The organism is Flagellimonas oceanensis (assembly GCF_003992595.1).
GTDB lineage: Bacteria > Bacteroidota > Bacteroidia > Flavobacteriales > Flavobacteriaceae > Flagellimonas > Flagellimonas oceanensis.
In genome coordinates this window covers 82650-100859 of the sequence record NZ_RZNA01000018.1, presented here as the reverse complement: position 1 = coordinate 100859, position 18210 = coordinate 82650, and the positions used below count along the sequence as shown (strand labels likewise).

Genomic DNA, 18210 nt, shown 5'->3' with positions numbered 1-18210 from the left:
TGAACAGCAAGCCTTTTTCCTTGGGCAATGATTTACTTGAATATATTTTTATTCAAATTTTGAAGCATCCAAATTGAAAAACCTAACAGCATTGTTAAAGAAAATATCCCGTTTTTGCTCTTCGGATAGATAATTGGCGCTTTCAATAACCTCAATGGAAGTTTCCAATAGCTCAGGCCAAATCATCAAATCGGTTCCATACATGATTCTTTTGGCAAAACCAGCCTGAACCAATCGCTTTAGATAAGCATGGATTTCCTCCAACGGATACGACCAGATAAAACCAGCCAAATCCACATATACATAAGCATTGGCACCCATGAGCGCTATCATTTGGTCGGCCATTGGGTAACCGGCATGCATTACCCAAATCTTCAATTTTGGATGTCTTGCCAACATATCTTCCAGTAAAAAAGGTTGCCCCAAAGACGCCCTGTACTCGGGCCTATTAATGTTGGCCATGCCATTACCTCCAGTTCCCATGTGTATTCCGACCGGAATTCCCAATTCCTCAGCAACACCAAAATATTCATCCAACGACATATCGCTTGGGGACATGCCTTGATATTGCGGAGCTACCTCTCCCATTACTTTGTAAAAACCTGTGGACAGGGAGTCCCTGAACGCCTCTACAGTCATCTGATCGGCATTGCTAATACCCAAGGACGGGATGATATGGTCAGGAGCAGCTTTATGCCATCTGTGAATTGCGTTAGCATCACCGCTAACTACCATAGTGATGTTCAATTCTTTATTTGCCCTGAGTATGGCCGCATCCATTTCAGCATCGCTCCTAGCTGGTTGCAAGGGCGAAATACAATCAGTGTTCATAAAGGACGGTGGTTCTTGGTTAGGACCACTCCCGGGCATGTCCTTCAAAAACCAGGGGCACATTGGAGAGGCATTCGGATTACCTCCCATGGCATGCACATGTACATCAATAATGGGCAATCTTTTCTTCGATTCTTGTGCATTTGCAGTAAAAACAAAGGAAAATAACAAAAGGCAGCCAAGTGCAGCTTTTCCAATGAATTGTTGGGTTGAATTTTTCATAAGTGGTTTGTTAGTTAATAATGGGTCAATTTAATGGATTTATCTAAATAAAACACTGCCAACACCATTGCAATCAACTGTTCTTACCATTGGAAATCAGTCTTTTTGTGAAATTTTATGGAATTCAAAATGGTCAGGTATTCTTCCTTAATAACTGTATTCGGGAACTTTGCCCTTTACACCTTTATAGAAATCCCTGATTTTCTGGAGGTCACTTTCTTGATTGTCCACTGTGAAAAATGGTTCCCCTATTTTGATTTCCTTTTGGCCAAAATCAAAAGCAACCATCACAATGGGTACTTGGGCCTTTTTGGCAATATGATAAAAACCTGTTCGGAGCTGTTCCACTTTTTTTCTTGTTCCTTCGGGTGCCAAGGCAAGCCGGAATACGTTTCGGGAATTGAAAATTTGGACGATGCTGTCCACTGTATTGGATTTTTTAGATCGATCTACTGGCGCTCCTCCCGTCCACCTGAAAAACCAACCAAAGGGTGGTTTAAAAAGACTCTTTTTGCCAATATAGTTGATTTCCTTGTTGATGACCTTCCGTATCAACAGGCCCATGAAGAAATCCAACCAATGTGTATGCGGTACCACGATGACCACGCATTTATCCAAGTCAGGAAAGCTACCTACGAGTTTCCACCCCAGTAGTTTAAAATAGATGAATTTGGCCAGCGATTGCATTTTTATTGCGAACCTGATAGATCAGGAAGAATCTTATATTTTTTGATACAACGCTTGAAGACGCTCTGGCGTCATTATGGTTTTCCAATCCTTGCCCAAGGCGTTTTCCCATAAAGGCTTCAAACCCAATGAGATATTCACCATAATATCAAAGTCGTTTTGAGTAAGATCGGTACAAATTCCTTTTGGCAATGTTATATTGTGCTTTTCCATCATTTTATTGAAAAGTGCCACTCCATCGGGGTAAAACTCTTCCAAATGTTGAAAAACCAAGCAATTTCCAATACCATGCTTTATACCCAAAAGATAGGAAAGTCCGTAGCTCATGGCGTGTGCCACACCCACTTGGGAATAGGCAATGCTCATTCCTCCATGCCAAGAGGCCATCATTAACTTATCCCTGGATTCTTCTGGAGTTATATCTTCCAAGAACACCTGCTTGCAGAGCTCCATGGCCTTTTCGCCATAGCTTTGGCTAAAGGCGTTCAGATAAGTACCGGTCAAAGACTCCACACAATGTATAAAGCAGTCCATTCCGGTGTAAAACCATTGTTCTTTGGGAACAGTTGTACTAAAATCAGGGTCCAACAGCACCTGATCAAAAGGTGTAAAGTCCGAATTGATGCCCAGTTTTTTTTCCGGTCCTAAAAGTACGGTCGTTCTGGAAACCTCGGCTCCGGTTCCACTAATGGTAGGAATCCCGACATGATACAAGGCCGGTTTGTTCACCAAATCCCAACCCTGATAATCCTTCGCCAAGCCCTTGTTGTTCAAAAGGATGGAAACGGCCTTGGCCAAATCGAGCAGCGTACCACCGCCAATACCGATTACCCCAGAGGGCAATTCGCTGTATTTTTCCCTGATTTTGGCCACCAGGGCATCCACTTGAGCTGTTTTTGGCTCTTCTTCCGCCGATATAAAAATGACCTCATCGTTGAACATCAACGGTACCTTTGCCAAAAACTCCTCGTTCTCGAAGAAATCGTCCACCAAAAAAATAAATGGCGCCTCCGAACTCTTGCGCATGGGCAACAAAATATCCCCTAGTTGCGAGAAACATCCGGCACCAAAAATTACTCTGGGCACCATGGGAAAGTTCTTGAACGTAGTTTTATGGGTTGAGGTTGTTTCTTGCTTCTTCAAATTATTGTCTGTCTTCATTAGTTGTCCAAATACTTCAAAATATCCTTGAGGCTGTTCAATTTAAGATGGTTGTTCACCTCTTCGTCTTCCGAAACCATCTCATGGGCCCATGTGGTATGAAACGGCACATGCACGGCTTTCGCCCCAATGTTTAAGATAGGCAATACATCCGACTTTAAGGAATTTCCTATCATCAAAAACTCATTGACATCTATATTTAAATGCTCCAACAAATTCTTGTAATTACTTTCTTTTTTATCGCTCAGAACTTCCACATGATGGAAATACTGGGACAATCCGGACTTTTCCAGTTTCCGTTCTTGATCCAATAGATCACCTTTTGTGAGCACGATCAATCGATACTTGCCCATCAATTGGGAGAGGACTTCCTCTACTCCTTCCAATAGTTCCACTGGGTGGGAAATCATCCTTTTGCCGAGGTTCAATATTTCCCCTATGGTCTCTTGCGGGACCTTATTGTTGGAAAGGTCCAAAGCCGATTCTATCATGGAAAGCATAAAACCTTTGATACCATAACCATAGGTCTCCAAATTGTCCATTTCCATTTTGAAGAGCTCTTGGTCTATCTTGTTCTTGGTCTCATAACCTTCCAAAAGCTCAGCGAACTTTTCCTCGGTATCCCTAAAATAGGTTTCGTTGACCCAAAGGGTATCATCCGCATCAAAGCCAATGGTCTTTATGTTGGAGAAATCTACTTCCATACTTTTCTTGCGCGTTCCAAATCTTCAGGGGTATCGATTTCGATGCCCGTGACGTGGGTTTCCACCATTTTTATTTTTTTTCCGTATTCCAAAAAGCGTATCGCCTCAATTTTTTCTTTGGCCTCCAAGGGCAACATCGGTAACTTTTGAAAGTCCATCAGTGCTCGTTTTCTAAACACATAAACCCCTTTATGCTTGTAATAAGTTGCTTCGACTTCCTTGTCACGGGGATAAGGAATCGGGGAACGCGAAAAATAAAGTGCAAAGCCTTGGTTGTCCACAATGACTTTTACCGTGTTGGGGTTTGCTATTTCATCCCAATCGGTAATTGGCGTCATCAGGGAACCAAGATCAATTTCCCTTCCGGTATCATTTTTGAAAACTTGAATGATTTTCCCCAAACTTTCGGCATCGATAAAGGGTTCATCGCCCTGCACATTGATCACCACATCCACATCCATATCCTCAACGGCTTCGGCGATTCTATCACTTCCACTCTCATGGGTTCTTTTGCTCATGATCACCTTGCCATCTATTCCCTGAATCACATCGGAAATTATGGGACTGTCGGTTACCACGTACACCTCATCAAAAAGTCCTGTGTTCACTGCCGCTTCGTAGGTGCGCACAATCACAGGCTTGCCGCCAAGGTCCTGCATTAGTTTTGCCGGAAACCTAGAGGCTTGATAGCGGGCGGGAATCATGGAAATTATCTTCACTTGTCGTTTTTTGGTTGATAAACTTCTATTTGGCCTTGGGCCTGATCTTTCTGTAAATCCTGAATATGATCAGCAATATGATGATGACCAGAATCGCAGCAATGGGCGGGACCAAAATGGATGCCGTGCTCACCGCTACGGCTGCACCTGTCTCCACTGTGGACACCAAAGGATTCGCCAATCCCCCGGTCGTTCCCGTGGAAGCCAACCTTCCTGCGGCATTTCCCCCTTTAATTGCTGTTGCGGTTCCTCCACCTGCGATAATGGCCAAGGACCAGGTCACTACCGGATCTAGATTGGCCGCTGTTGACACGACCACTGCAGTACCCGCGATTCCTGCCAAGGGAAGTGCAATTCCATCCAAGGCATTATCCACCCAAGGAATGAAGTAGGCGAAAATCTCAACGATGGTTGCCACCCCAAGGGTGATCAAGGCAGTGAGACTACCGATCCACTGCCAGTTTTCGTTCAGGTCCCAAACTCCCATATAGGCCGCAAAGCTAAGTGCAAAAAGCGGGAGAAAGACGCGAAAACCTGTGGAGGCCGCCAGTCCTATTCCGAGGAATAAACTTATTATGGTATCCGGTTCAATATTCATGCTGATGTCTAAAATAGGTTTTTCCTAGTCAAGAAAAAAATCATCCTTGAAACCTATCAAATAGAGTTTTCGCTCAGCCCTTGTCACTGCTGTATAGAGCCATCTGAGATAATCCTTGTCCACACCATTGGGCAAGTAGGGCTGTTCCACAAAAACCGTGTCCCACTGACCCCCTTGGGATTTGTGGCAGGTAACGGCATATGAAAACTTGACCTGTAGGGCATTAAAAAAGCGGTTGTTCTTCACGCCCAAAAACTTACGGTACTTGGATTTTTCGTGGGCGTAATCCTTCATTACCTCTTGGTAGAGCTTGTTCCCATCCTCATAGGAAAGTGAAGGCGTTTCAGCGGTAATGGTATCCAATAGCAATACGGTCTCAAAAGGCTTTTGATTGGGATAATCCACCATTTTTACCTTTACCTCGGCAAATTTGAATCCGTATAGTTCTTTAATGGCAAAAAGTTCCAATACCTCTATAATGTCGCCATTGGCAATAAAACCCGCTTCGGAATTGGGTTTCAGCCAGAAATAGTTGTTTTTGACCACCATCATATAATCGCCTACGGAAATTTCGTTGTCCAGAAAAAGGATACGCTCCCTTATATTTTGATTGTAGAGGTTGGCCCTTTTATTGGACCGAACAATGATGGCCGTTTGTTCCTTTCCGTTTTCACTGTAGGACGAATCAATGGCTTCTTGGATTTCGTTGCCATCAATGAGACGGACAATGTCGGTATATCTCTGCAGGTCAAATTTAAAGTCATCGAAAAATTCCGATTGCAATTGCTCTCTAAGGTTGGTGGCATTATGGAGGATTCCGGAATCATCGGATTGCCGCATCACTTCGTCCAATTCCAAACATTCCACTTCCTTATTATAATTTAAGGAAAGACGGTTTTCATCCAAAGCCGGGCTCAACTCCAATTTTACCGGTGGCAACTGGGCGGTATCGCCGATCAAAATCAATTTGCAATTATGGCCCGAGTGGACATAGTACATCAAATCGTCCAAAAGAGACCCGTTTTCAAACAGTTTGGAATCCGAAGGTGCATCAGGAATCATGGAAGCTTCGTCCACAATAAAAACCGTGTTGCGATGCTTGTTCGGGGCCAATACAAATTGGATTCCCCCACCCGATTGCTTCTTTGGAAAATATATCTTTTTGTGAATCGTAAAAGCCTTGTTTCCCGAATAAACGGACATTACTTTTGCCGCTCTGCCCGTAGGTGCCATCAAAACGGAACTCATTTTCACTTTCCATAGACTGCTCACCAAAGTGGCCACGAGCGTTGTTTTTCCCGTTCCAGCAAACCCTTTGAGCAGGAACACATCGTCCTTTTTGCCCTCTAAAACAAAGTTAGCCAGCTTATTAAGTGCCAGTCCCTGCTTTACGGTAGGTTGATGGGGAAATTTTTCGGTTAAAATCCTTAAAAATCCAGGTGCGTTAAAATCCTTCATGAGCACTAAATATAGCGGTCTTTTTTAAAGCAAAAAGTTTTCCAATAAAAAAAATATTGTAGATTTGTCTGTAACCACTAAATTAACTTTTGAAAGACAGTATCAGATATGTTAAACTTAATTCTTATTGTTGTATTAATATGCCTTGTGACCATAGGGCTTGTTTTCTTGATCGATAGATTTTTACCTCAAAAAGTAAAGCCAGTTCTTGTAATTTTATTCGGAATCTTGAGTATTTACCTTGGTTATAAAATATACGATTCCATCAATGCCCCTATCAAGTTCAATAAAGTAAGAAACGAAAGATTCACCGCAGTAATCAACAAACTGAAGGACATCAGGGATTCCCAAGAAGCTTACAAAACCGTAAACGGAAAATACGCAGGCAATTTTGAAAGCTTGATCAAATTTATCGACACGGGCAACTATACGATTACCACTCAGCGCGATTCTTCGTTTATGAGATATGATAGAGCTTATCAAATTGATATGCAACAGGACACCATCATCATTGATACTTTGGGGACCGTTAAGGTGAAGGATTCCCTATTTGGTGCTGATGACCGATACAAATCCATGATGAATGTACCATACGCTCAGAATAACGAAACCTTTGAAATGAAGGCGGACATTATTGAAAAGAGCGGTTACAATGCTCCTGTTTTTGAGGCCAAAGTGAAGAAAGATGTTGTTCTTTACGACCAGCCGGAAGACTTGCTTGAAAAAGAGAAAGCTTACCAGAGCGTGGAAGAGGTTAATGGAGATGAGATCAAAGTTGGTTCCTTGACCGAAGTTAGCACAAACGGTAACTGGCCACCTATCTACGATAGGAAAAAGAAGAACTAGCTATAGCACAGAACGAATCAAATAGCACTCATAGAAAATTGTCCATTCAAGCTGGCTTGAATGGACTTTCTTTTTGTGTACTGGATACCATTACCAACAAGATCCTTGCCTTTGAACGGGTAAATTTCAAAACACAACTTACCCCCTACCTGATGCTCAAGGAACTCAAGGAGAAGTTGAGCAAGCAAGGGGAGATTGGCAGAAATTTCTCCGAAGTCCTGGTCATACACAAAAACAATATGTTCAGTTTGGTGCCCAAGCCACTTTTCAACAAAGAAGAACTACCAAACTATTTAAAGTTCAATGCCAAGATCATGGCAAACGATCTTATCGCCTACGATGAGATTCCCAATCAGGAAATCGTAAATGTGTACATCCCGTACACCAATATAAACAACTACATTTTCGAGCTTTTTGGAGAGTTTGAGTTCAAGCATAGCGGCACCGTTCTCATCAACACTTTATTGAATCAAAGTAGAACCACGACCGAATCCGTTTGTTACGTTCAAGTATCCGAGCGGGAGATGGAGATGATGGTCATATCCGATAAAAAGCTCCTCTTTTACAATCAGTTCGAGTACAAGAACAAAGAGGATTTCCTTTATTATTTACTTTTCAGTTTGGAACAATTGCAAGTAGACTTGGCAAAAGTCCACCTAAAACTTTTTGGTGCCGTGGAAGAGGGCGACCCGATTTATGAGCTTTGCTACAAATACATCAAAAACATTGCTGTTTTTGTGCCCAGCAACCCTTCCTTTCCTTTGGAACAGTTGGAAAACGAAAGCATCGATTTCTCGATTTTAAGCGCTCTTTAGAATGCGAATCATTTCAGGAAAATACAAGGGCAAAAGATTGACTGCCCCAAAAAAGCTTCCCGTACGCCCCACCACGGACATGGCAAAGGAAGCCCTGTTCAATATTCTGAACAATAGGTTCTATTTTGATGAAATCAAAGTACTCGACCTTTTTTCAGGAACAGGGAACATCAGTTATGAGTTTGCATCACGCGGGGTGGAAAACATCACAGCAGTTGATGGTTTTCAAGGATGCGTTCGTTACATTTCAAAAACGGCACAAGAGCTGGGGTTTTCCATCAACACGATCAAATCGGAGGTATTCAAATACTTGCAGGGCAGTGCGGATAAATTCGACCTTATTTTTGCCGACCCGCCCTATGATTTTGAAACCGAACAATTTTTGGAAATCGCCAATCTTGTCTTTGAAAAAGAACTGTTACTGGAAGATGGCGTTTTGATCATAGAGCACTCCGAGCACACTGATCTTTCCGAACATCCAAAATTTTCAGAACAACGGAAATATGGCGGAAGTATTTTCAGTTTTTTTGAAATAGAATAAAAGCAGGCCATAAGCCGGATTCTGTGCATCCCAAATTAATTTTGGGAACTCCTTATCATTTATCTAGACAAATGGTTGCCCAAGTGTTCCAACCGCCTACCCTCCAACTCGGGCGTGCAGCCCTCGAACATTGGTTTACATGACGTTTCACCGCATAGAGTTTACCTGATTTCACTACAGCCGAACTGTACTTGCTTTCTGTTGCACTGGTCCTCGCCTCACGGCGGACGGGCGTTACCCGCTATGCCGCACTCTGGTGTCCGGACTTTCCTCTTCAAGCATGGTTGTCCATACTTGCAGCGATAAGGTGGCCTGCTGTGCACAAAGGTACTCCAATTGTTAATAAAAAACGGCCTAAGTGTTCCCTTCTGGGCAAGTTTGCCGCTTCCTATTTTTATATTTGTAGTAATTCTATTTTCCCGAGTATTGGAACCTTTTATAGTATCAGCTAGAAAATATAGACCCCAGACATTCAAGGATGTTGTGGGCCAGTCTTCCATTACCAATACCCTGCTCAATGCCATCGAGAACAATCATTTGGCCCAGGCCCTGTTGTTCTGCGGTCCAAGAGGTGTGGGCAAAACCACCTGTGCCCGTATTTTGGCCAAAAAGATCAACCAAGACGGGACGGAACGGGAAGATGAGGATTTTGCCTTCAATATTTTTGAGCTGGATGCGGCCTCCAACAACTCTGTGGACGATATCCGGAGTTTGATAGATCAGGTACGCATTCCTCCGCAAGCAGGCAAGTACAAGGTTTATATTATTGATGAGGTCCATATGCTCTCACAATCGGCCTTCAATGCTTTTTTGAAGACCTTGGAAGAACCTCCAAAACATGCCATTTTTATCTTGGCCACCACGGAGAAGCATAAAATTATACCCACCATCCTATCCCGATGCCAAATTTTTGATTTTAAGCGCATCACGGTAAAGGATGCTTCGGAATACCTAAAACATATTGCCGAACAACAAGGTATCGAAGCTGAAGAGAGTGCACTTCACATTATAGCCCAAAAGGCGGATGGCGCCATGCGCGATGCCCTCTCTATTTTTGACCGGGTAGTAAGCTTCTCGGGAAAAGAATTGACAAGAAAAGCCGTAACGGAAAACCTCAACGTTCTTGATTACGACATTTACTTCTCGGCAACCGATTTGATTCTGGAGAACAACATTCCCGAATTGTTGATCCTGTTCAACAAAACTCTATCCCTTGGTTTTGATGGTCATCATTTCATTACTGGCTTGGCATCACACTTCAGGGATTTGATGGTATGCCAACACCCTGATACCTTAAACTTGCTCGAGGTAGGTGAAGATGTAACCAAACAATATCAAGACCAGGCAAAAAAAGCATCAAAACAATTTCTGTTAAAGGCCATTGACTTGGCCAACGAGTGCGACCTGCAATACAAGACAAGCAAAAATCAACGATTGCTCGTAGAGCTTACCCTTATGAAATTGGCCTCCATCACTTTCGATGGAGAAAAAAAAAAGCTGATTTCATAATACCCGCTTCCTTTTTCAAAGGAAAGACCATCACAACAAACGGCACAGAACCCCCTGAAAATAAAGATTCGGCGACTACACTACCTACAACCGAAGAAAAAGGGGCGATAATACCAGCAGCTACAGCAACGCAATCTTCCCAAGAGATTGCTGCTCCGAAAACAAAAGAGCCTGAAAAAGAACGAATCAACGAACCTAAAGAATCGTACCAGCCCAAAAAGATTGAAATAAAAGGATCTGAAAAAAGGGTATCTGGACTTTCGCTATCGAGTATCAAGGTCAAAAAGGCCCATGAGAACACCAAGTCTCCCAGCATTGATGAAAAAGACTTGCCCAAAGACGCCTTTGAAGAGAAAGTAATGCAACAGCATTGGGACGATTTCGTACACCAATTGGAAAAACAAGGCCGAAAAATATTGGCAAGTAACCTCCAAACGGATGTGCCCAAACTCAAAAATGAGAATACCATTTGGATAGAGCTTCCCAACGGTACCATGAAAAAGGAAATTGAACGGGAACAAAGCCTAATGCTCGATTACCTGAAACAAAAACTGAACAACTACTCCATTTCACTTTACATTACGGTAAATGAAGAGGTTGCCAAAAAATTTGCCTTTACCCCCGAGGAAAAGTATGAAAAGCTACGGGAGAAAAACCCAAATCTGGATTTACTGCGACAAGAATTTGATTTAGATTTTTGACCTGTTCACAAAACGGGTTCTCAATCCATAGACCAACATTACCACCGCCGCAATCAAAGACCCCAAAGACTCGCGCCCTTCTTCAATATTCACGGTTTTCATACCATGGTCCAATTGTACGCCTTCGTAGGTTTCGGGCCAATAGACCACGAAGAGTACCAAAAAGAAAATCGTCAGTAAAAAATATACAATAGTTTTAAGTTTCTTCAGCAGAAAAAGTACTGATGCTACCACAGCAGCCAAATAAATGAGAATCCATTTTAAGGCATCTGGATCGTTGAACTGCACCACTATGGCATATCCGAACAAGAGGGTGAAAACAAGCGCGAAAATTTTGAAGAACGTTTCCATATTTATTGAATTACATGATTTTTAAGTACATCATAAACTTCTGTTGCCACTAGCTCCTTTTTGGACAATCCGTCCGTATTGTTGGTCGCCAGAATAGGCCAATCCTCCTTATCTTCAGGTATTCTTCCATGTGACCCTTTTACCAACTCAGCCTTTAACGGAATAATATCCAACACTGTTCTGAAGCCCAACTTCTTTTTCATGAGTTTCCATATTACCTTAAGCATAATGAGCTTATCCTTGGGATCGGTAAACATCTCCACGGGATCATATCCCGGTTTTTTGTGGATATCCACCATTCTTGCGTAATCGGGCGCCACGGCATCATCTTCCCAAAAATAATACGTAAACCAACTATCCTTGTCAGCAACAAGCACAAAATCCCCAGCACGTTCGTGGTTCAAATGATTCGCTTCCAGTTCATTCTTTGGAATGACTTTTTCCACCCCAGGAATCGTATTCAAATAGTCGTGTAGCTTTTGGTAATCAGTGGATGTTTTGACATACACATGTGCAATTTGATGGTCCGCCACCGCAAAGGCGTCACTAGCACCTGCATCCAACAGTTCCAAACCTCTTTCTACCCGAATTCCCAAATATCCTTTCTTTCTGAGGTACCTGTTAATGTGGATTGGATTGGATACATTGGTAATTCCATATTCCGACAACAAAATCACATTTGCTGATTGCGCCTCGTAATATTCCACCAAATCTTTGACCACCACATCAATTTCATTTAAATCCTTCCGCAGGACATCGAAATTCAGTCCATGGCGTTGCGTATTATAATCTAAGTGGGGTAAGTACACCAAGGTCAAGGTCGGGTCGTGGTCCTTGTCCATTTCCATGGTGGCATCTGCAATCCATCTACTTGACGCTATGGAGGTTTTCGGGCCCCAGAACTTGAACAAGGGAAAGGTCCCCAACTTCGCCTGGAGCTTATCCCTTAGTTGAGCAGGATAGGTATAAATGTCCGGTATTTTTCTGCCGTCGGCCAAATAGTTAGGTCTCGGAGTAGCGCTAAAATCAACCGTATTGTACATGTTGTACCACCAGAACATATTGGCACAGGTAAAGGTTGAATCCAAGCTTTTCAACTCGTCCCAAATTTTATCGGATTGTACCAAAGGATTTCCCTGACGCCAAAACTTGACTTCCAATTCCTCCTTAAAAAACCACCCATTGCCAACAATACCATGTTCCGTGGGCCATTTACCTGTTAAATAAGTGCTTTGCGCAGAACAGGTAACAGCAGGCAGCACAGGCTTGACAACACCATTCTTACCCATTTCCAGAAATGATTTTATGAAGGGTGTATGCTCCCCTATCAATCTATTCGTAAGCCCAACAATGTTGATAACAACGGTCTTCTTCATTATAATCTTGATTTCATCCATTCCAGCTCCCTCGCAATGGACTCTGTAATCGGTACTTTCAGTTCGTTCGGCAAAACGTCCCACGTATAGGTTTCCACTTCAATATGATGGCTTACAAAGTTACTTTCCAAATACTCCAACACCTTTTCAATTTGGTCTTGTGTGGATTGAAGCAGTCCGTAGTCCTTCAAAAATATGGGCACATGAAAATGGGAGCGCAACTCACGAAATGGCGCCTTCTTCTCCAAAACAACAGGTAGGTCATTGTATGTTTTTACTTTTCCATCCTCCATTTCGGTAACCTGATGCAAATAAACGGGTTCATTGAATTCGGCCAAGGTGTCCCAAAGCTCCTCTTCCCTATCCTTGTTGAAGATAATCTTCAGGGCTGCACTGACTTGAATTTTCCCAACATTGATGTTGGTCGCCTTGAACCTTTCAAAGGTCCAACCCGGTTCTTCGTAGGCCAATGCGAAATGACATACATCGTAACAGACGGTAATATATCTTTTGAGCAGCTCTTCTACCTTTTCAGGACCCAATTGAAAGGGTTCAAAGGCCTTTTTAGCCTCTGGTATCAAGTAATCTTGATAATAATCGAGTACTTCTTGCGTGTTCTCCAAGAAACCATCGGGCTCAGGTTCCACATCCAAGTGCATGTACCTACCGGATGCCCTTTCAATTTTGAACAATTCCAAAGCTACTCGAACCATTTGGTCCGCACCCTTGGCAAAGGCTTCTTTCTTTTCCGCTTCACTATCAAACCAATGCTTATAGGAAACGGGAGATGTGGAAATGCCACATTCCATGCCTTCAGGAGCTAAAAAATCCAATTGCTTGAATAGCCTTAGGGTATAGTTCAACCGCTCGTTTGTGGTCCAATCAGGCACATGGACTTGATCCTTAACGGGCTCGCCATGGAAATTTCCATAAGGAAACCCGTTCATGGTAAATACATAGCAGTCCTGTTGCGCAAGCCAATCTTTGAACCCCTGAAGTTGTCCTTCGTCCAGTTCCAAACTAGCAGCACTGCTCAATCGTAACCCTAGACCAAAAGCTTGGTCGGGAGAGACGGAGTGTTTTATTTTTGGCAGATGTTGCTTTAAACTCGTAAATGTTTCTTCCCAATCGCCACCTGCGTGGATATTTGTGCAATAGGTCAGCTGATATTTTTGCTTAATCCTCATATAGAGTTTTGCGGTTTGTACATGAAGCTTCGGACTGCTTTTTCCATTTTTGGATAATCGATGCTGTGGACATCGGTTTTTGTTCCGATTTTGGGAATCAATGGAATGGTAAGTTCTCCTCCCAAATGCTCACGAAACTCCTCAATTCCGTTGAGTAATTCTTTGATATCCTCATCCTTTTCAAATGGAACTTCCAATGAGAAGCCTACCTTTTTGATAACGCTCAAAACCCTGTCCAAGTCATCTTCCAAGACACCTGTTACACCGGCATAGACCATGTCGATTCCCATTCCTATCGCCACAGCTTCGCCATGACGTAAGCTATAATTGGTCATATATTCCAGTTTATGGGCAGACCAATGGCCAAAATCCAAAGGTCTGGATGAACCGCTCTCAAAAGGATCCCCTCCTTCGGCGATATGCTCCATATGCAGTTCCGCACAGCGATGAATCAGATAAGCCATCGGTTCCATTTCCCGGTTCGCCAAAGCTTCTGCATTGGATTCAATATATTCAAAGAAATGTTTGTCTTTAATCAGAGCTACTTTGATGGCCTCAGCAATCCCAGCCACCCAATCACGCTGATCCAAGGTCTTTAAAAACTCCAAATCGTTAATAATGGCATGGGGAACTGAAAAAGTACCGAGAAAGTTCTTTTTGTCAAAGGCATTCACACTGTTCTTTACTCCTACCGCAGCATCATTTTGCGCTAAAACGGTAGTCGGTATCCTTATAAGCTTTACACCCCTGTGGGCAATGGTCGCGGCATACCCGACCATATCCACTACGGCGCCCCCACCGATGGCGACAACAAAGGAATGTCTGCAAATCGCATTATCGTTGATGGCCTTTAGGCATTGATTCACACTGGACTGGTCCTTTTTGCTTTGTTCCCCTCCGGGAACCGCAATGAAATCAGTAAACTGAATCTGATCTTTATGGTTGTTGCAATAGGATTTTATTTGCTCTCCAAGGTTCGGATGATGATCCAACACCCCTTGATCGATCACAAAAAGACATTTAACAGGATGATTGGGACGGTATTCCGCCAATATATCTTTAAACATTGGATTCTCTGTCGCAAATAAATGCTGGGTAAAACGCAGCTGATAGCTATACTTTACCTGAAACTCTTGCCGTATGGTGGGTAAATTTTTGTTCATAAACTAGGTAACTGCAAATTGTTTGGCCAGAAATATGGATAATGGCAACAGTAATAGCATTACTATTCCCAGAATAATATTGGCATGTGCAACCGCTAGGGCAGCATCCAATAAAATAATGGACAAAACGCCAGACTTAACGGCCTTTTTAATATTTCCCGGTGTATTGCTTTGGTAGGCCTTGATCAAAGGTTTGAAAACCATAAAAGCAAAGAGCCCCAAAAACATCATATACCAAAGGTCGCCATTTGCATGTACTTGATGCAAATAAAAAACGCCAATTAGTACTACCACATAGAGTAGACCGGCCAGTAATATATTGCCCTTGTTCTTTCCGTGTACCTCTCCGCGACTTATCATGGTCACGGCAAATATAAACACGATAGGGACAAGCACATAGGGCCAGTTTTCGGTAGTGTTCAACAAGGAAATACCCATCAGCAGGTTCAATCCCCTGCACACTCCCATGTTAAGAGGTCCAAGAAATGCATGATGCTTTGCGAATTTATCATAACTTAAAATGGCCAATGCCAACAAAATGGAAATCAAACCGCAGTCCCTGTTCACCAAAAAAGCCAAACAAATACCAACTAAAAGTAAGATGGAACCAAATAGACCTGCCATTTTTAACGGAACTACCCCACTCGGAATAGGTCGCTCCGGGCGTTCTATTTTGTCAATTTCCACATCAAACACATCGTTGAGCACTACACCTCCCGCATATAAAAACACAGAAGCCATAATCAACATGAAGAATGGCGGCAAGTCCACGATCGGCAATTCAAAAACACCCAAACCGGCAAACAGGCCAGATATCGACATTCCTGCCAGGATATCGGCCGCGGCCGTAGGCAGATTGGCAGGCCTGCAGAGTTGTAGATATGCCTTCAAGCGTGGGTTCATTAAACGATTTTGTTGTCCTCCACCTTTGGCTCTTGACCACGTAGCACACTATTATCATTGAACAGTTTTCGTTGGTCAATGGCCTCTGGGGTCAACCAGTGTTCCTCTTTCATTTTTCCAGATCTGCCGAAAAAATCCAAAGCATTTTGGTAGCATGTCTTTACCACATCTTCCCGAGCCACTCCGTTCTGGAGCATCAAGTTCGCTGTTTTCGGCACTGCCAAGGGGTCACTCACGCCCCAATCCGCTGAACTATCCACAATAATATTATCACTACCGAATTTTTTGACGACTTCCACCATTCGCTGGTTGCCCATTTTAGTTTTGGGGTAGATGGTAAATGCCGCTGTAAATCCTCGGTCCAAAACATCTTTAACGGTTTCCTCGTTATTATGGTCAATCACGACCATACCTGGGTCAATGCCATGTTCCAGACATACCTCCATACTTTTGATGGTCCCTGCCTTTTTGTCCCTATGTGGAGTGTGCACCTGAACCATCATATTGAATGCCTTGGCCAGTTCCAATTGCTCTCTAAAAAAGCGGTCTTCGGCCTCGGTTTGGTCATCGTAACCAATTTCCCCAATGGCCACCACATTTTCCTTATGAAGGTACAATGGCAGCAATTCCATTACTTCCTCGGCTAAAGGCACGTTGTTGGCCTCTTTGGAGTTGAGTCCAATGGTACAATAGTGCTTTATTCCAAATTGTGAAGCCCTGAACGGCTCCCAGCCTACAAGGCTGCTGAAATAATCTTGAAATGAACCTACTTGTGTCCGGGGCTGCCCCAACCAAAAAGACGGTTCAATCAAAGCGACCACACCAGCTGCAGCCATGGCCTCATAATCATCCGTAGTTCTGGAGGTCATGTGAACGTGTGGGTCTATTATCATTAGTTTATCATCCATGGTATTATAAATTTTTCCAGGTTATATCTCCCTGTTCCACTTTTGGCAGAAAGGTGTCGTATGTTTCGAGTAGTTGTTTGGCTTCATCAGTATTGGAATGGTAGCATACCAAAGTTGCTGCCTTTTGCTCTCTTTCCTTATCACTTTTGAACAGACGTTCTATGTCATCCACCAGCTTATCTTCCAAAAAATTGGATACAGGTCGCCAAAACATGGGGTCAATATCCCTTGATGCCGCCCATCTTTCATGCGCATAATCGGAAATGATCCGTGCCAAATCCTTATTGGCCATTTCATCCACTTCGGGTATCTTTTTCAAATCCTGTTCCATAAAAGCGGACTTCAAGTACATTTGGTTCCACTCCGCGGTGGTAAAGTATCGGGAAGGGTAAGGGTTGTATTGTGAAATGGCATTGAAAACCGTCGCAATATTGGTCCTGAGCGCTTCCACCGCAGCAAACTTAAAATCATCCGGGTTTGGCAACAAGACCAAAAATTTTAGAAATGTCTCCAGCTCCGTCTTGTCCGCAATCTGAATCAATTGCTGCACAGGTTTCAAAAACTCATCTGTGGCCTCCAACACCGAAGAGAGGAGAAATATTCTGGACAGCTCCAAGGTAGAGGCCTGTTGCACTTCCAGATACTCTTTCCATCCAAAATCGAGAGAGCCAAAATCAGAAATCGGCTCATCATGAATTTTAGAAGTACATAAGCTATATGAAATGTATAAATCCTTTTTGCTCCTTGATTCCGAAATCTTTGCCGCAGTGCCCGTCAACCATTGGAATTCGGGCCCTTGCACGTTTAATTCAAGAATATCGGAGAGAAAGTCTTTTGGGGTTTTGGTCATAAGGTATCCACTAAAAACTGTTGATTTACAAATATAGCGGGCTTAGACGAATTTATTTAATCCTATCGGATTATCTTTGCGGAAAAACAAGCACCATGTTAGGCCTTAAATTACCTACCGACCCAAGATGGGTCAATATCGTTGAAAAGAACATCGAAGAAATTTTGACCGACCATGCTTACTGTGAGCAAAAAGCTGCCAGTACGGCCATTTCCCTGATTATCGGGTTCCCTGAGAAATCGGAATTGGTCAAGGAAATGACCGCTCTTGCACGTGAGGAAATGGGTCATTTTAACATGGTACATGACAAAATCATCAAACGTGGCTGGGTCTTGGGCCGTGAGCGTAAGGATGAATATGTTATCCAATTGATGAAATTTTTCCCAAAGGGTGGCAGTAGGGAAACGCATTTGGTGCACAAACTCCTATACGCAGCTTTGATTGAAGCACGCAGTTGCGAACGTTTCCGATTGCTTTCCGAGGAAATAGACGATGAGGAACTTTCCGAGTTTTACAGAAACCTCATGGTCAGCGAAGCCAACCACTATACCATGTTCCTGAAATTTGCCCGTAAATACGGCAACAAAGAGGAAGTGGACCAAAAATGGAACGACCTTTTGGACTACGAAGCCCAATTGATGAAAGAACTCGGAAAAAAAGAAACCATGCACGGTTAGTGC

Annotated in this window: 18 protein-coding genes, 1 other RNA gene and 1 pseudogene; 5 read left to right on the top strand and 15 right to left on the bottom strand. The window is 43.1% G+C overall.

Translation table 11 applies throughout. The features are described 5' to 3' along the window. Nucleotides 1-48: 48 nt before the first annotated feature. The 7 genes from EO132_RS05775 to EO132_RS05745 form a co-directional block, all read right to left on the bottom strand. Entirely contained in the window at nt 49-1053 is a 1005-nt protein-coding gene (locus tag EO132_RS05775; RefSeq protein ID WP_127137018.1) for an amidohydrolase family protein, read from the bottom strand. 147 nt (nt 1054-1200) lie between these two features. Continuing rightward, complete coding sequence (locus EO132_RS05770; protein ID WP_127137017.1) at nt 1201-1740, bottom strand: 1-acyl-sn-glycerol-3-phosphate acyltransferase; 540 nt, start codon at nt 1738-1740, stop codon at nt 1201-1203. A 33-nt stretch (nt 1741-1773) separates the two neighbouring features. Continuing rightward, the gene (locus EO132_RS05765) at nt 1774-2901 is read right to left on the bottom strand and encodes an iron-containing alcohol dehydrogenase family protein (protein ID WP_127137016.1); all 1128 of its coding nucleotides are present in this window, start codon (nt 2899-2901) and stop codon (nt 1774-1776) included. Continuing rightward, a complete protein-coding gene (locus EO132_RS05760) occupies nt 2901-3605 on the bottom strand; it encodes an HAD family hydrolase (RefSeq protein WP_127137015.1) in 705 nt (234 codons plus the stop codon). The genes EO132_RS05765 and EO132_RS05760 overlap by 1 nt, the downstream gene beginning before the upstream one ends. After that, on the bottom strand, nt 3596-4309 hold the full coding sequence (gene kdsB, locus EO132_RS05755) for a 3-deoxy-manno-octulosonate cytidylyltransferase (RefSeq protein WP_205780321.1): 714 nt from the start codon (nt 4307-4309) through the stop codon (nt 3596-3598). Before kdsB ends, EO132_RS05760 begins: the two co-directional genes overlap by 10 nt. A gap of 40 nt (nt 4310-4349) precedes the next feature. After that, nucleotides 4350-4922 carry a DUF4126 domain-containing protein gene (locus tag EO132_RS05750; RefSeq protein ID WP_417935838.1) on the bottom strand — a complete coding sequence of 191 codons (573 nt, stop codon included), beginning with the start codon at nt 4920-4922 and terminating at the stop codon, nt 4350-4352. A gap of 24 nt (nt 4923-4946) precedes the next feature. Then, nucleotides 4947-6380 (bottom strand): ATP-dependent DNA helicase, encoded by a 1434-nt coding sequence (locus EO132_RS05745; RefSeq protein ID WP_127137013.1) that lies wholly within the window; start codon nt 6378-6380, stop codon nt 4947-4949. A gap of 108 nt (nt 6381-6488) precedes the next feature. Here EO132_RS05745 and EO132_RS05740 point away from each other — a divergent pair, with 108 nt between their 5' ends. Genes EO132_RS05740 through EO132_RS05730 form a run of 3 tightly spaced genes read left to right on the top strand, consistent with a single transcriptional unit; the run spans nt 6489 to nt 8582 of the window. Beyond that, complete coding sequence (locus EO132_RS05740; RefSeq protein WP_127137012.1) at nt 6489-7226, top strand: hypothetical protein; 738 nt, start codon at nt 6489-6491, stop codon at nt 7224-7226. Between the two features lie 38 nt (nt 7227-7264). Continuing rightward, entirely contained in the window at nt 7265-8041 is a 777-nt protein-coding gene (locus EO132_RS05735; protein WP_235856388.1) for a DUF3822 family protein, read from the top strand. 1 nt (nt 8042) lies between these two features. After that, complete coding sequence (locus EO132_RS05730; RefSeq protein ID WP_127137010.1) at nt 8043-8582, top strand: RsmD family RNA methyltransferase; 540 nt, start codon at nt 8043-8045, stop codon at nt 8580-8582. On the opposite strand, the gene rnpB is transcribed toward EO132_RS05730, so the two are convergent. Then, nucleotides 8578-8901: RNase P RNA component class A (gene rnpB / locus EO132_RS05725), an RNA gene on the bottom strand. The two genes, EO132_RS05730 and rnpB, sit on opposite strands and share 5 nt — an antisense overlap. A gap of 107 nt (nt 8902-9008) precedes the next feature. On the opposite strand from rnpB, the pseudogene EO132_RS05720 reads away from it, so the two are divergent. After that, a pseudogene (locus EO132_RS05720) lies at nt 9009-10792 on the top strand (DNA polymerase III subunit gamma/tau). On the opposite strand, the gene EO132_RS05715 reads toward EO132_RS05720, so the two are convergent. From EO132_RS05715 to EO132_RS05685, 7 genes are read right to left on the bottom strand one after another with little or no spacing between them, the layout of a single operon-like run. Continuing rightward, nucleotides 10781-11143: a transmembrane 220 family protein gene (locus tag EO132_RS05715; protein ID WP_127137009.1), complete on the bottom strand. Its 363-nt coding sequence runs from the start codon at nt 11141-11143 to the stop codon at nt 10781-10783. The pseudogene EO132_RS05720 and the gene EO132_RS05715 sit on opposite strands and share 12 nt — an antisense overlap. A gap of 2 nt (nt 11144-11145) precedes the next feature. Continuing rightward, on the bottom strand, nt 11146-12519 hold the full coding sequence (locus tag EO132_RS05710; RefSeq protein ID WP_127137008.1) for an alkaline phosphatase family protein: 1374 nt from the start codon (nt 12517-12519) through the stop codon (nt 11146-11148). Beyond that, nucleotides 12519-13706 carry a metabolite traffic protein EboE gene (gene eboE, locus EO132_RS05705; protein ID WP_127137007.1) on the bottom strand — a complete coding sequence of 396 codons (1188 nt, stop codon included), beginning with the start codon at nt 13704-13706 and terminating at the stop codon, nt 12519-12521. The genes EO132_RS05710 and eboE overlap by 1 nt, the downstream gene beginning before the upstream one ends. Beyond that, on the bottom strand, nt 13703-14869 hold the full coding sequence (locus EO132_RS05700) for a 3-dehydroquinate synthase (protein WP_127137006.1): 1167 nt from the start codon (nt 14867-14869) through the stop codon (nt 13703-13705). Before EO132_RS05700 ends, eboE begins: the two co-directional genes overlap by 4 nt. 3 nt (nt 14870-14872) lie before the next feature. Next, a complete protein-coding gene (gene eboC, locus EO132_RS05695) occupies nt 14873-15772 on the bottom strand; it encodes a UbiA-like protein EboC (protein WP_127137005.1) in 900 nt (299 codons plus the stop codon). Further along, entirely contained in the window at nt 15772-16680 is a 909-nt protein-coding gene (locus EO132_RS05690; RefSeq protein ID WP_127137004.1) for a TatD family hydrolase, read from the bottom strand. The genes eboC and EO132_RS05690 overlap by 1 nt, the downstream gene beginning before the upstream one ends. A gap of 4 nt (nt 16681-16684) precedes the next feature. Next, complete coding sequence (locus EO132_RS05685) at nt 16685-17530, bottom strand: EboA domain-containing protein (RefSeq protein ID WP_127137003.1); 846 nt, start codon at nt 17528-17530, stop codon at nt 16685-16687. A 95-nt stretch (nt 17531-17625) separates the two neighbouring features. Here EO132_RS05685 and EO132_RS05680 point away from each other — a divergent pair, with 95 nt between their 5' ends. After that, complete coding sequence (locus EO132_RS05680) at nt 17626-18207, top strand: MiaE family protein (protein ID WP_127137002.1); 582 nt, start codon at nt 17626-17628, stop codon at nt 18205-18207. The last annotated feature ends 3 nt before the right edge of the window (nt 18208-18210 follow it).

Excerpts from the sequence above, each read along its gene's own strand:
- EO132_RS05715 (WP_127137009.1), bottom strand. The coding sequence starts at position 11,143 with ATGGAAACGTTCTTCAAAATTTTCGCGCTTGTTTTCACCCTCTTGTTC.
- EO132_RS05680 (WP_127137002.1), top strand. The coding sequence starts at position 17,626 with ATGTTAGGCCTTAAATTACCTACCGACCCAAGATGGGTCAATATCGTT.
- EO132_RS05730 (WP_127137010.1), top strand. The coding sequence starts at position 8,043 with ATGCGAATCATTTCAGGAAAATACAAGGGCAAAAGATTGACTGCCCCA.
- kdsB (WP_205780321.1), bottom strand. The coding sequence starts at position 4,309 with ATGATTCCCGCCCGCTATCAAGCCTCTAGGTTTCCGGCAAAACTAATG.
- EO132_RS05690 (WP_127137004.1), bottom strand. The coding sequence starts at position 16,680 with ATGGATGATAAACTAATGATAATAGACCCACACGTTCACATGACCTCC.
- EO132_RS05700 (WP_127137006.1), bottom strand. The coding sequence starts at position 14,869 with ATGAACAAAAATTTACCCACCATACGGCAAGAGTTTCAGGTAAAGTAT.
- EO132_RS05770 (WP_127137017.1), bottom strand. The coding sequence starts at position 1,740 with ATGCAATCGCTGGCCAAATTCATCTATTTTAAACTACTGGGGTGGAAA.
- EO132_RS05745 (WP_127137013.1), bottom strand. The coding sequence starts at position 6,380 with ATGAAGGATTTTAACGCACCTGGATTTTTAAGGATTTTAACCGAAAAA.
- EO132_RS05765 (WP_127137016.1), bottom strand. The coding sequence starts at position 2,901 with ATGAAGACAGACAATAATTTGAAGAAGCAAGAAACAACCTCAACCCAT.
- eboE (WP_127137007.1), bottom strand. The coding sequence starts at position 13,706 with ATGAGGATTAAGCAAAAATATCAGCTGACCTATTGCACAAATATCCAC.
- EO132_RS05760 (WP_127137015.1), bottom strand. The coding sequence starts at position 3,605 with ATGGAAGTAGATTTCTCCAACATAAAGACCATTGGCTTTGATGCGGAT.
- EO132_RS05775 (WP_127137018.1), bottom strand. The coding sequence starts at position 1,053 with ATGAAAAATTCAACCCAACAATTCATTGGAAAAGCTGCACTTGGCTGC.
- EO132_RS05685 (WP_127137003.1), bottom strand. The coding sequence starts at position 17,530 with ATGACCAAAACCCCAAAAGACTTTCTCTCCGATATTCTTGAATTAAAC.
- EO132_RS05750 (WP_417935838.1), bottom strand. The coding sequence starts at position 4,922 with ATGAATATTGAACCGGATACCATAATAAGTTTATTCCTCGGAATAGGA.
- EO132_RS05740 (WP_127137012.1), top strand. The coding sequence starts at position 6,489 with ATGTTAAACTTAATTCTTATTGTTGTATTAATATGCCTTGTGACCATA.
- EO132_RS05710 (WP_127137008.1), bottom strand. The coding sequence starts at position 12,519 with ATGAAGAAGACCGTTGTTATCAACATTGTTGGGCTTACGAATAGATTG.
- eboC (WP_127137005.1), bottom strand. The coding sequence starts at position 15,772 with ATGAACCCACGCTTGAAGGCATATCTACAACTCTGCAGGCCTGCCAAT.